A 13,319-nucleotide genomic window follows, 5' to 3' on the forward strand; every position below is an offset into this window, starting at 1 on the left:
AGGGCTTTTTAAGCACCCCTCTCAGAAAGTTCTAGAAATAATAATAAGCTCATTGATTTGATTCCTGCTTCTTATAGCGTTTTTAGCTTGTTATAAAGAGTCGCTAAGGAGATGTTTAACACCCCTGCTGCACGCTTTTTTCCTTCGACCGAATTTCCATAACGTTGTAAAGCAAGGCGAATCATCCGTTTTTCTAGTTCATCCAAGGCCATGGGCTCTCGGCATTTCAGCTCCTCTTCCTCTGGGGAAATTTCAATTAAGCCCATAAAATCTTTATAATGGAGCACATCCTCTTCCACGGAATCCATCGCCCGCTCGATCACATTCTTTAATTCTTGGATATTCCCTGGCCAATGATAATCGAGCAAGAGTTGCTCCGCTTGGGTCGTCATTCCTAGTACACGCTTTCCGAGTTTACGATTGAATTTGAGGATAAAGGTTTGAACATAGGTTAGAACATCTTCTTTATGTTCCCGCAAAGGGAGAAGGTGTAATTCGGCACCATTAAGCCGATTATATAAGTCTGCAGAGAACACTCCCTGGGTAACCTGTTCACGCAGATTGCGATTTGTCGTCACAATAATTCGAATATCCACGTTATGCGTAGGTGTTCCGCTACCATTCCCGAATTCCCTCTTATGTAGAATTTGAAGTAGTTTCGTCTGTAGCGGATAATTCATCTCACCAATCTCGTTAATGAAAAGTGTACCCCCGCTTGCTAACTCTAATTTCCCGAGTTTCTTTTCAGGCGTTCCCCCTTTTATGCTTTTCTCATACCCAAAGAGTTCCCACTCCAAGAGACTTTCGGGTATATCCGCACAATTCACTTTCAAAAATGGCTTATTCTTTCGTGCACTTGCACTATGAATTGCATGGGCAAAGGTCTCTTTTCCTGTGCCACTTTCCCCCAGAATCAAGATGGGTGCATTGGTATTGGCGAATCGGCGAGCTTTGTTACGAATGCGTTCAAAATCCGGATGACTACCTAAGATATCATCGAACGTATAGGAACTCATCGCAATTTGATTGACTCGCGTACTAAGTTCACTAATAACCTGCTTTAAGTCTTCTATTTCTTCCACGAGCTTACAGGTCTCTGTAAGCGGATGAAAGACACTAAATCCAGCTTCGATATTCCCATCGACGATAATTGGGGAAGCATTGGCAACAATTTCAAGATCACACTCCTCCATTTTAGAACGATGGGCATAGATGGGTTCATGGGTCCGCAAAACTCTGGCAAGCGCTCCATCAGGTGAGATTTCAAAAATATTTTTCCCTACCCGTTCATGGGGAGATATACCTGTCACTCTGCTAAAAAAAGGATTCACATACTGAATAACTCCATCTTTATTAGCGACTTCGATAGCTTCTTGTACAGAGTTATAAAGAACCTCCAGTTCCTCTTCCAGGCGTTTAATACCACCAACAGTCCCCGCTCTAATCTTCAGTCCCACGTCTGCTCCCCCTAATCTCTCTCTAGCCACACATATTTTATATAATAATTTGAATATTCAACACAATCGTGAAATTTCCTTTCTTTAGAAATAAGAAAACTCAAAAAATAAAACAGTCAGGGGACCCTGACTGTTTTTTGTGCACTCGATTCGATCATCTTAATGTCTCAAGAAGCCACTTAACTCTCCTGAGCAGCTTTTAACTGGCTGATAATTCCCTCGCTAATTTTTGAAGGCACTTCGTCATACTTTAAGAACCTTAGGCTAAAGGTTCCTCGACCCTGAGTCATGGATTTTAAGTCTATAGCATAGCGCATCATCTCTGATTGCGGCACATGAGCCCGAATGATCTGGAATTTCCCTTCGGCCTCCATCCCCAACACCTTGCCTCGCTTGCCATTCAAATCTCCGATGACATCACCCATGAAGGCTTCAGGTACTCGAATCTCAACTTCAGCAATCGGTTCTAGCAAGGTTGGCTTAGCCATTTCGGCTCCTTTACGGAAAGCGATTATTGAGGCGAGCTTAAAGGCCATCTCAGAAGAATCAACAGCGTGGTAAGAGCCATCACAGAGTGTCGCTTTGAAGCCTGTGACTGGATATCCTGCCAAGACCCCTTCTGACATGGCTTCTCTGATCCCCTTTTCGACTGCCGGGAAATACTGCTTTGGAACAGAGCCCCCAAAGACTTCTTCCGAAAACTCGAAATCTCCCTCTGACAGGGGTTCTAAATTGATCCAGACGTGCCCATATTGGCCATGACCACCACTTTGTTTCTTGTGCTTTCCTTCGACTTTCACGGGCTTGCGTATTGTTTCTCTGTAGGGTACCTTTGGAACCCGCATATTGACTCCCACTCCGAATTTACGTTGGAGCTTCTCCATGAGGATTTCTAAATGCATTTCTCCCATCCCAAATAGAAGGAGTTCCTTCGTTTCCACGTTCTTTTCCATCCTCATGGTGAGATCTTCCTCAGCTAATCGTGCAAGAGCGGTCCCGAGTTTATCTTCATCTCCTTTGCTCTTGGGTGCGATAGCTACAGGAAGACGAGGTTCGGGAAAATCAATGCCTTCAAGTTGAAGCGATTTATCCTTATTACAAAGGGTATCCCCTGTTCCCGTATCGAGGAGTTTGGCTACAACTGCAATATCCCCAGCGGGAATAACTTGTACAGGATCTTGATTCTTCCCCCGAAGAATAAAGGGAGTCCCCAATTTCTCTTCTTTCTCCTTCGTGGCATTATAGACCACACTATCCGCATGTAAGCTACCGCTGTACACTCTTAGGAAACTCATTTTACCGACATAAGGATCAGCTAACGTCTTAAAGACCAGAGCACTTCTTCCTTCGTTAACCTGAGGAGCAGGAGCATTATCAATAATAAAATTGAGTAGGTTTGAGGTACCTACATTCTTATAGGCTGAGCCTGCTAACACCGGCACCACTAAATTTTGTGAAAAAGCTGCTTTTAATCCCTTCCTCAGGTCATCATCTGACAAGGCTTCACCATCGAGATACTTGGTAAGAACCTCATCATCCGCCTCTGCTACGGCTTCAGCTAACACATCACGATAACTATCTACTTCTGCTTGAAATTCAGCAGGCATCTCTTTGACCGTAAATTTTCCGCTTGCATTATTTTCGTATACGTAGGCTTTCCGTTCGATAATATCGATGACTCCTTCAAACTGAGCCTCTTGACCCAAAGGAAGATTCAGAGGAGCAAACCGCATCGTAGGGAAGGATTCTTTTAGTTGATCCATTACTTTAGCAAAATTCGCGTTTTCTCTTTCCAACTTATTGATAAAAATAACGCGGGGTAACTTCTGCTCATCCATCAAGTCGAGGATCATTTCAGCTTGCACCTCAAGACCTGATACACCGCACAGAACTACAACCCCGCTCTCTGCCACACGAAGGGCAGATTTAACCTCGCCAAAAAAATCAGAATACCCCGGAGTATCGAGAACATTGATCTTCATACCTTGCCATTCCACTGGGATTAGGCTTGTACTGATAGACAATTTGTGTTTAATCTCCTCTGGTAAAGCATCCGATATGGTGTTCCCCTCAGGTACTTTTCCCATTCGGCTTACGTAGCCAGAATTAAACAGAAAGGCTTCAGATAGAGAAGTCTTTCCTGCACCGCCGTGGCCAACAAGGCAAACGTTGCGCAGATTCATAGTGTCATAGGTCTTCAAGACAATCAGCCTCCTTGATGTTTATTAGAAAAAGGTCTAACCTTTGACTTCTATCCTCGGAGTTTCCACAGTCTGAAGATGACTCGCCAATGATGTCTCATACATCCCAAAAACAATAGGTTTGCGGTCACGAATCATAATTCTTCCCTTAGCCCACACCTGATCAATCATTAAATCTTTATCCAGGACCACTAAATCTGCATCATAGCCTATTTTTATACTGCCCTTATGATGAAACTTTAAGATATGTGCTGGGTTTGTCGTAATCGTTCGTAATCCGACTTCAAGTGGAATTTTATAATGAAGTATCGCTTCCCTAATATCACGCCATAAGACTCGAACTGAACCAATCCCCATCCCGACAAGAACCCCTCTTTCGTCATACTGAGGAAGGCTTCCATTTCCGTCCGATGTAACAGTGACACGCTCATTTAAGAGCCCTTTCTCATTGAGCCATTTCAGGACGGAAGGGACCTGTAGCTGGGGTGCAAAATCATCGCAGCCAGCTGTTAAGTCGATACTACCGCCTGCTTCGAGAAACTCAGCCCCCTGACTCAGGAGTGATTCTGTTCGATTAATGTGTGTCGGCATAAATTGGGTAATAGGAATTTCGGTTTCCTCCAAAATTTTATGTATGGGGGATAATCCCTTTTTCCCTTCACCCAGATGGATATGAATAACTCCCGCTTTACTTCCTAGCATTCCTCCTACTCGTGCTTCCGCCGCAAGACGCTCTAACTCTGCAGTCTGTGGCTGCGCAGAGCGATGATCAGAGATTGCAATCTCACCTGCTCCGATCACTTTATCGATTAAGACCAAATCTTGGCGTAGAGATCCGAGGAGTGTCCGGTCTGCCTGGTAAGCCCCACTATAGATATAGCAAGTTATGCCTTCCTCCTCAAGCCCTCTGGCTTTCACAAGGAGTTCTTCCATGGAACGTGAAATGGCATCGGTCCCCAGACATCCGACCACCGTCGTAATTCCTGCCTGAGTCAGTTGGGATAATTGGACTTCCGGTGTTCTTGAGCTCGGACCTGCCTCACCTCCTCCACCACAAAGATGTACATGAGCATCGATAAATCCGGGTACGAGGTACCTGCCCTCTAAATCAATCACTTCACCCTCAACATAGGGAGGGAGGTATAAGTCCTTTCCTAAGGCTGCAATTCCCCCCCCTACAAGCAAGATATCTTGCTCATCTATGGGCTCAGGTGCAAAGATTTTAGCATTCTTAATTAGATTCCACATAGGTCAAGCCCCCTATTCGGAGGTATATTACCCCAATTCAAGTAAATTATTCTTTTTCCTTGAATTTTATGTTAATTCACTAATTGATACTTCTACATCCGAATCACAAATTCCTTTTCTTGGTGCTTTGCATCTATAAAAATATCTTGTCATCTCCTCCCTTCTTCGGGCATAAAGTTATACATGGATTTGGGACACTAGAGGAGTTGGAGAAGGTACATGGCTAAGCGAACTTTTGTCTATGGCGCAGCAATTCTCTTGGCTGCTAATTTTTTAAATCGGATGTTAGGCTTTCTTTATCAATACTTAATCATGACTCATATCGGTGGAGAAGCCTTTGGTTTATTTAATATGGTTTTTCCCGTCTATATGTTAGCACTTGTCCTGACAACAGCGGGTATACCTTTAGCGGTCTCGAAAATGATCTCCGAAGCAGTTTCCACCAACCAACTCTCTCGTGCAAGGTCAATCTTCCGAATTGCACTCATCTTTCTCACGACCTCCGGAGGAATCATAGCTCTCGTGCTCTATATCGTCTCACCTTACCTTGCACATCGGATTTTCCCTGATCCGCGTGTCTTAAGAATTTTCCTTATTTGTACCCCCGCAATCTTTGTTGTATCTATATCTTCGGCTTTCCGAGGATATTTTCAAGGGATGCAGAATATGCTTCCGACAGCGATCAGTCAGATTTGCGAACAGTTAGTTCGTGTGGTCGTCGGCTTCACTACAGCCTTAACCTTATTACCTCGTGGAATAGAATGGGCCGCAGCGGGTTTAGCCTTCGGGATGCTTGCTGGGGAAATCGTCGGTCTCTTCGTCATCATCATCCAATATACCTTGCAGAAAAGAAAAAAGCTCTCTCACTCAGAAGAACCGATTCATCCGGTTCAAACGATGAAAGAGCTATTTCACTTAGCCTCTCCCGTCACGATGGGGAGGCTCCTTGCGACAGGGCTCTCCTCCTTGGACGCCATGTTAATTCCTCAGCGACTTCAGATTGCTGGCTATACTGCTAGGGAAGCAACCACACTCTTTGGACAATTGGGTGGAGCCGCCTTTACTCTTCTCAACTTCCCCAGTGTCTTCACGTTTGCCTTAGCTACCTCTCTCGTTCCAGCCATCTCAGAAGCAGCTGCCCGAAGACAGTTTCAGGCGGTAAAGCTAAGGAGTGCGCAAGCCATTCGCCTGACAATTATGCTGGGGATACCCTGTCTGATCATCTTGTTCTTCTTTGCCACACCGTTAAGCGCCTTTTTTAAGAGCCAAAACACCAGCGCCGTCCTACGTATTCTTGCCCTAGGGGGAATTTTTTCCTATCTTCAGCAAACCTCGACAGGGATCCTCCAAGGCTTAGGCAAAGTCCATCTCCCTGTCCTTCATTCTATTGTTTCGGCGACAATAAGAATTCCCATCCTCTATACTCTGACAGCATCCCCAGAGTGGGGACTCAAAGGAACCGCTGTTGCATATGTCGTAGGTTACGTCGTCACAGCTATCTTAAATCTAGCTGCGATCGTTCGTTATACAGGTATGCCTGTGGACTTGCGCGAGTTTCTAATACAGCCTTTAATTGCTGGAATCGGTATGATGCTGGTCTTTAGACTGATTCACCTAATCCTAGGACCTCATCCCTTAGGGTTTATCCTAGAGATCGTTCTGGGTGCCTTCGCCTATCTCGCCATCTTATTCTTCAGCGGTGGATTTACTTTTATGGACTTGAGACGAATTCCTTGGTTTGGAAAATTTTTGCCCCGTTAAAGACCAAACCACCGTTTTATCTTATCTCCCCATTGCCAATAGCTCATCAGCAGAGTAAATCCAGCAAAGAGTAGAAGTAAAATCTTATAGATAAAAAATACCTTAATGACCGTTAAAAAAGTCATGAGAAGAGCGATAAGAGCCGGCAAAACAAAGAGCCGTGAAAAACGCCCATCTTTCCGTCTCAGCTTCTCAGGGGAGGAAAAAACAAAGAGGAATAAGACCATATAAAATAAAAAGGCACCAATAATCAAAATGAGTTTCCTCCCTTAACATAAAAACTTAAATTCTCCATAATTTCAGTACTATATTATTATCGTTCTTAGCTAAAAATAAGAGTGTTTCCATTAGACAGATGAAAGGAGATGCTTAACTTATGAGTCGAAGAAATCGCTCCGCTGGCATTTTACCCCAATCTGTTTTAGACCAATTTAAAATGGAGGTTGCTTCTGAATTAGGTCTTACTGATCAAATTCAAAGCAAGGGTTGGGCCAATATGACTTCCCGTGAATGTGGTCACGTCGGTGGACGGATCGGTGGAAGTATGGTCAAAGCCATGATTCGAAGGGCGGAAGATAGCCTTAAGAATGATTCTCTCTAAGGAACTAACTATCTAAAACGCCAAATCATAAGTAGGAGTACAGTTTTTCTGTACTCCTACTTTAATTCTGAGATACTCTGCGTTCCAGCCACTCTCTCGTCCAGAAGTTTCAACTGTGCGTAATCCGTCAAGTCACAATGCATTGGAGTCAAGGATACATATCCGTCCTGAAGGGCATAAAGATCCGAATGTTGATCCGTTTCTTGAGACATTGTACCCCCCTGCCAAAAATATTCCTTGCCATGAGGGGCTTTACGGTACTCGAAGACATTTTCATAGACAGCTTTACCTAGCTTCGTTACTTTAACACCCTTCCACTCGCTTTCGGGAAGGTCGGGAACATTAATATTGATCAAGCCAAGCTTGAACAGCTCTTTTTCTTCGCTTCTCGTGTATTTTCTTAAAAATTGAGCCATAAAGCGAGCTGCAGGTTCATAGTTCGAACTTGTAAAACACGCCAACGAGATAGCCACAGCAGGGATTCCTAGAAGTACCCCTTCCATAGCCGCTGAGACTGTTCCAGAATAGAAAACATCCGTGCCCAGATTTGGTCCATTATTAATCCCGGAAATGACCAAGTCTGGTCGGGGAATAATTTTCCCTTGTATAGCCAATTTGACACAATCTGCAGGATTTCCTCGTACAGCATACCCGGTGAGCCCCTTGCTCAAGGGATGCCTAGTAATAAACAGGGGTTCTGACAAGGTTATAGAATGCCCTGTGGCAGATTTTTGACCTTCGGGTGCAACAATTGAAATCTGATAATCTTCTTGATTCAAAATCTCATATAAGGCTTGCAAACCTGCGGCAAAATAACCATCGTCATTTGTTAACAAAATGTGCATACAGTTCTCCAATGACTTATTCAACTTCGTAGATGGAAATCGTCATACTTTCTTCTTTTTTTGATAAGCCAAACATCAATTGATGTCCTTTAAGATTCTTATTTAAAAAATCAACGACTTTATACATCTCGGAATTTGCACGTACTTTTTGAATAGCTATAAGTTCTATTTTACCATTCTTTTGCTCCATGTATTCCATCCTTTGTGCTTCTTCTCGCTCTAGGTGTTTATTTTTTCTTCTTTAAGTCGTCTTACTTTGGGCTGATTAGAGAAAAGCCCTCTGCCCGGGTCGTTTGATTCGTTTTGAATATCCCTCGCACTGCCGATGTCAGAGTCTTCGAGCCAGCCTTTTTTACCCCACGCATCGTCATACACATATGCTCTGCTTCGATCACGACCAATACTCCTCTTGCGTCGAGCACATCCATAACCGAATCAGCGATTTGTGACGTTAGACGCTCTTGAAGCTGTGGACGTTTGGCAAACCCTTCGACAACTCTGGCGATTTTGGACAATCCCGTTACTTTCCCGGATTTGGGAATGTAGGCCACATGTGCTTTACCATAAAACGGGATAAGATGATGTTCACACATAGAATATACGGGAATATCCTTTACAATAACCATTTCTTCATGATCCTCTGAGAATTGAACTTTCAAATGTCTGCTCGGGTCATCATGAAGGCCGGCAAAGATCTCTTGGTACATTCGGGCAACACGCTTCGGAGTGTCCCTCAATCCTTCCCGTTCCGTATCTTCTCCAATGGCTTCTAAAATCATTGCCACGGCCTGTTCAATTTTTTCCATATCAAAACCCAAGTCGCCCACTTCTCCTCCCGGATTCTCTCTACAACTCCATATTTGGTAATATTATCGAGAGTTTTCTAGATTATCACAACCATTATACCAGATAAACTTAAATACATCCCTTAAAATTATATCCCAAGCCGAAGTATTGTCAAAGTATTGCAAAAAAATAAGACGCTAAACGCCTTATTTTTACTTTATGCTAATTTTAACGCCCGATTAAAGCAATCAATCGCTATTTTATGGTCGGATAGTTGCTCGTAAATATTTCCTAAGAGCGCCCAGCCTTCTGTATGTTCTTCATCGATTTTCAGAAGCTTATGCAAGGTTTCGATACCTGCATCCCAATTCCCCTTCTGAACGTGGCAAACGGCTAAGTTATAGAGAATCAGGGGATGTCCTTGAGCTAGGTTCAAGGCTTCTTGATAATATTCCGTTGCCTTTCGAGATCGACCTAAATGAAGCATAGTATAAGCCATATTGTTGAGTAAGATAGGATCATTCTTGCAAAGCAAGTAGGCTTTTTCTTGCAAGTTCAAGGCTTCAAGCGATCGCCCTTGATTTTGATAGACTGCTGCTAGATTACAAAGTGCATCATAATGATCCGGTTCATGCTTTAAGACCTTCCGATAAAGACGAATCCCCTTCTTCAACTCATTCATCTGAACATAGCAATAGGCGAGGCGCGCCGTAAGGTCAGGGTCCACTCCATATCGAAGGGCCTTTTCAAAGCTCACACTGGCCTGAGGAACTTGCTCTAATTGCAGATGGGTTTCCCCTTTCATCTCCCAGTACATTGCCTGGTGAGGCTTAAGTTCGCAGCATCCTTGGAAGCATCTTAGGGCTTCCAGGTGTTCTCCATGATAGGAATAGATTGTTCCCAATCGAAAAATCGTCATCACTTTTTTGGGGTTCGTCCGAATGGCTTTATTCAAGGCATCGACTGCGCCTTGCCAATCTCCTTGCTCAAGAAAACAATCCGCCTGAAGCTCGAGATATTCGGACTTCTCCGGTTCGGACTTTAAGGCCTTAGCCAAGATACCTCTAGCTTCACTTATAAGCCCTTGATTGAAATAACAACGAGCCAATAATAAGTGTACTTCCCCATCTTTACCTGGATATTTACCGAGGATACTTTCAAGATAATCTCGAGCCTCTTGAAAAGCCTGATGTTCAAGCAGACGGTTTACAGCCTTAAACTGTGGTTTATCAGCATCTTGCTTCACGAGATGAAGGCAATGTTCCAAAGACTTATCGTCTTTCCCAGTAAGTATCCTGCCAAAATTCTGCAGATGTCCTAACCAGGAGGTGTATCCATGAAGCTCCCTCCGTCCGGTAGCGAGTGGGTACATGGGCGTCGTCTCCTTTTATCAGATTTTAATAATGAATTTCGCCCATTTGGAATATATTTCCTCCTTTTGACCTTAAGTTTATTGCGTCAAATCATGAGTTGATGCTGCTCGATTCAACATAAGCCCTGTTTCACAAGAGGAAATCGTCATTTTCGTAAGATAATTTAGTAAGATAACTTAATTTTCGCCAGGGCTAATTTATGGAATGTCTTGGAGATGTTTTCTAGGTTTTCTCCAGGATTTTGTTTCACACCGTTTGCTCAGTAAGCTGCACGGACCAATCTAACGCTCAAGTTCTCCACGGAGACGGGTGCCTGGCTAAATCGTCTCCTGACTCATAGCCAGTTGGAAACGTCCATGTTTCCAACCCGTCTCCGCTGCGTACTTTTCGCGAAGATTGGTTTCCGCTCGCTTAGAATGCGTTCCCTCATGTAAAACAAAATCCTTGGGTTAGTCCTCGGGATTATAGCTAATAGTCTCTATAGCAACTCATCTAAGCAATTCTGTAAAAATTATTGTACCTAGACCTTCTGAGAAGTGAGTTACGATTACAGTACGCGAGGTTTCTTCGCGAGCAGCCACCAAACTTGGGCTAAACTACACCCGAGATAGCGGGGCGGGTCACAAGGATGTGACACGCCGCCTATTGAGCAGGAGCGATTTAGGCGGGTACCCCGCAGCTTTCATAAGCAGTTTAGTCCATAGTTTGGTCTGAGAGCGTATTTTCCGAGCATCTGTAACGCAACTCGACTTACAAACGTCTATAACAAGCTCCACTTTCACGACTTCTGTACAGTATTTTCTTCTGAGCATGCAAAAAGCACGTTAATCTAACGTGCTTTGACATTTCGTACAATATCCATAAAACTTCAAATCATGGTCGACGACCTTGAACCCATTACGTTTTTGAATCACAGTTTCTAAGGATTCAAGTAGGTCATCATCGAACTCTGAGACATTTCCGCAATGGATACAAATTAAGTGATGATGATGGTGCTCATCTTTACGGCTAAACTCATAACGACTCCGACCATCCCCAAAATCATTTTTTTGTAGAACTCCGAGCTCTGCTAGCAAATCCAACGTTCTATATACAGTGGCTAGCCCAATCTCAGGATAGTCATTTTTTACAAGCATATAGGTGTCTTCAGCGCTAAGATGCCGATCGACATGCTCTAAAAAAGTTTTGAGAATGGTTTGTCGCTGGGGAGTCAATTTATAGGAATTGTCGCGTAAGCGTTCACAAATTTTGTTATACTCTGCTTCCCTTTTCTCCATAATCTCCCCCCTCACACTCCATATTCTTCCTCAAATTATAGTCTAAACTTATGAGTTTGCATAGTCAATCCATGGTATTAACCGCGATCAAATACTTCGAAAATGGCAAACTTAAGATAATCGGTTTCCGAGCTACCTAATAAAACCGGATGATCGACTCCTGCCCGACGAAACTCAATGAGTCTGAGCACTTTCTTAGCATCAATCGCTGCGTTCTGTACGGTCTCTAAAAATTTCTCAGAGCTTAAATGATAGGAGCAGGAAGCGGTAACAAGGATTCCACCTTCTCGTACAAGCTTTAAGCCTTGTAAATTGATCTCTTTATATCCTCTCAGCGCGCCCTCTAAGGCTTTCCGATTCTTTGTAAAGGCAGGAGGATCCAAAATAACAACATCCCAGGATTTATTTTCTTTAACTTGTTCCCTTAAGTAATCGAAGACATTGGCTTGCACAAATTCTGTACGATGCAAAAATCCATTCTGCAAGGCATTATGTCGTGCCATTTCAATGGCTTTATCCGAGATATCGACACTTGTTACTTTCTTCGCTCCATAGGAGCAGGCATGGAGCATGAAGGAACCGGTATGGGAAAAACAATCAAGGACTTCCGCCCCGTCCCAAAACGGATTCTTTATTTCCTTACCTTTTTGATCATAGGGAATTCCTTCCCTTAACTCTATTCCTCGTTTTGCGCCCCACCCCTTCATCAAAGGCTTTAGAGACGCTCGATTTTCACGTTGGTCAAAGAAATATCCTGTTTTCTGCCCTTCGGCAACGTCTACTGTTATCTTCAGATCATTTTCTTTGATGGTTACGGAGGTATCAAATTCTTTCCCGACAAATCCTGCCCTTTGCTCAAGTCCTTCCAATACTCTTACTGATACATCACTGCGTTCGTATATTCCCCGAGGATTAAATACCGTTTCTAGTGCTCCGAATAACCATTCTTTTCGTTTATCCATCCCAAGAGCGAGAAGTTGAACGACCAAGACATCCTCGTACTTATCGACGATAACACCTGGCAGAAAATCCGCTTCGCCATGAATGATGCGACAGGAAGACGCTTCAGGGAGGAGCCATTGGCGTCTTTCCCAGGCCATGCGAACGCGTTTCAAGAACCATTCTTGATCTATCTCCTCCTGCTTATAGGAAACGATTCGAACAGCAATCTGAGAATTTGGATTATAAAATCCTAAAGCGAGAAAATGTCCAACGTGATTAAGCACTTGAACTACATCCTGCTCCGAATTGACTTCTCCTTCGATCTTGAGAATCTCACTTTTATAAATCCAAGGATGTCCTTGTTCAAGCCTTTTGCGACGATTCTGTACTAAAACAACTTTGTTCTCTGTCAATCTAAGTCCCTACTTTCCTTAACACAGGTATGCTTTAAAGTCTCTTTCATTCCTTGCGCTTCACCCTAGTAGCGTTAAACTTTGCTCTTTAAAATATACCGTGAATATCCAAGAAAGGAAAGCTTTTCGCTTTCCTTTCTTGAATATTAATACCAATAGGGGTAACCGTAAGGGTAAGCATAGGGCGGTGGAGGGGGATAACCATAATAAGGATAAGCTCTATATGGGGTTAACGCACCCAGGCCAAACCCTAATCCTAAGCCGAGGCCAAAAGGAATGAGCCCAAAAGCCATTCTCATCGCTCCTTCCATAAAATAGTCAAGAAGAATATAAGAAAAGATGTTCCTCATCCATTATATGGAATCAATACCTTTCGGTCACATAAAAAGAACCACCTTCAATAAAGAAGGCGATT

The 13,319-nt window shown here is 43.4% G+C and carries 12 protein-coding genes; 2 read left to right on the forward strand and 10 right to left on the reverse strand.

Features of this window, described 5'->3' with window-relative positions:
• Positions 1–71: 71 nt before the first annotated feature.
• From ACZ42W_RS14040 to iadA, 3 genes are all read right to left on the reverse strand, one after another.
• Positions 72–1,457: a sigma-54 interaction domain-containing protein gene (locus ACZ42W_RS14040; RefSeq protein WP_464165971.1), complete on the reverse strand. Its 1,386-nt coding sequence runs from the start codon at positions 1,455–1,457 to the stop codon at positions 72–74.
• A gap of 179 nt (positions 1,458–1,636) precedes the next feature.
• Entirely contained in the window at positions 1,637–3,658 is a 2,022-nt protein-coding gene (gene fusA / locus ACZ42W_RS14045) for an elongation factor G (RefSeq protein WP_464165972.1), read from the reverse strand.
• Positions 3,659–3,694: 36 nt separating this feature from the next.
• Positions 3,695–4,906 carry a beta-aspartyl-peptidase gene (iadA, locus tag ACZ42W_RS14050; protein WP_464165973.1) on the reverse strand — a complete coding sequence of 404 codons (1,212 nt, stop codon included), beginning with the start codon at positions 4,904–4,906 and terminating at the stop codon, positions 3,695–3,697.
• 219 nt (positions 4,907–5,125) lie between these two features.
• On the opposite strand from iadA, the gene spoVB reads away from it, so the two are divergent.
• Positions 5,126–6,667 (forward strand): stage V sporulation protein B, encoded by a 1,542-nt coding sequence (gene spoVB / locus ACZ42W_RS14055; RefSeq protein WP_464165974.1) that lies wholly within the window; start codon positions 5,126–5,128, stop codon positions 6,665–6,667.
• Here the strand turns inward: spoVB and ACZ42W_RS14060 are convergent.
• Positions 6,664–6,921, reverse strand: coding sequence for a hypothetical protein (locus ACZ42W_RS14060; RefSeq protein WP_464165975.1), 258 nt, complete (start codon positions 6,919–6,921; stop codon positions 6,664–6,666). The two genes, spoVB and ACZ42W_RS14060, sit on opposite strands and share 4 nt — an antisense overlap.
• Positions 6,922–7,043: 122 nt before the next feature.
• Here ACZ42W_RS14060 and ACZ42W_RS14065 point away from each other — a divergent pair, with 122 nt between their 5' ends.
• Positions 7,044–7,268, forward strand: coding sequence for a small, acid-soluble spore protein, alpha/beta type (locus tag ACZ42W_RS14065; RefSeq protein WP_464165976.1), 225 nt, complete (start codon positions 7,044–7,046; stop codon positions 7,266–7,268).
• 56 nt (positions 7,269–7,324) lie between these two features.
• Here ACZ42W_RS14065 and surE read toward each other — a convergent pair whose 3' ends face one another.
• The 6 genes from surE to ACZ42W_RS14095 all read right to left on the reverse strand — a co-directional run bounded on the left by surE (position 7,325) and on the right by ACZ42W_RS14095 (position 12,904).
• Entirely contained in the window at positions 7,325–8,113 is a 789-nt protein-coding gene (surE, locus tag ACZ42W_RS14070; RefSeq protein ID WP_464165977.1) for a 5'/3'-nucleotidase SurE, read from the reverse strand.
• Positions 8,114–8,129: 16 nt separating this feature from the next.
• Positions 8,130–8,303: a YpmA family protein gene (locus tag ACZ42W_RS14075; protein WP_464165978.1), complete on the reverse strand. Its 174-nt coding sequence runs from the start codon at positions 8,301–8,303 to the stop codon at positions 8,130–8,132.
• 61 nt (positions 8,304–8,364) lie between these two features.
• Positions 8,365–8,931, reverse strand: coding sequence for a GTP cyclohydrolase I FolE (gene folE / locus ACZ42W_RS14080; RefSeq protein WP_464171013.1), 567 nt, complete (start codon positions 8,929–8,931; stop codon positions 8,365–8,367).
• A gap of 185 nt (positions 8,932–9,116) precedes the next feature.
• Positions 9,117–10,271 (reverse strand): tetratricopeptide repeat protein, encoded by a 1,155-nt coding sequence (locus ACZ42W_RS14085; RefSeq protein ID WP_464165979.1) that lies wholly within the window; start codon positions 10,269–10,271, stop codon positions 9,117–9,119.
• An 825-nt stretch (positions 10,272–11,096) separates the two neighbouring features.
• The gene (locus tag ACZ42W_RS14090; protein WP_464165980.1) at positions 11,097–11,549 is read right to left on the reverse strand and encodes a Fur family transcriptional regulator; all 453 of its coding nucleotides are present in this window, start codon (positions 11,547–11,549) and stop codon (positions 11,097–11,099) included.
• Between the two features lie 77 nt (positions 11,550–11,626).
• Positions 11,627–12,904 (reverse strand): class I SAM-dependent rRNA methyltransferase, encoded by a 1,278-nt coding sequence (locus ACZ42W_RS14095; RefSeq protein WP_464165981.1) that lies wholly within the window; start codon positions 12,902–12,904, stop codon positions 11,627–11,629.
• Between the last annotated feature and the right edge of the window lie 415 nt (positions 12,905–13,319).

The sequence above is a fragment of the Desulfitobacterium elongatum genome (genome assembly GCF_055378975.1).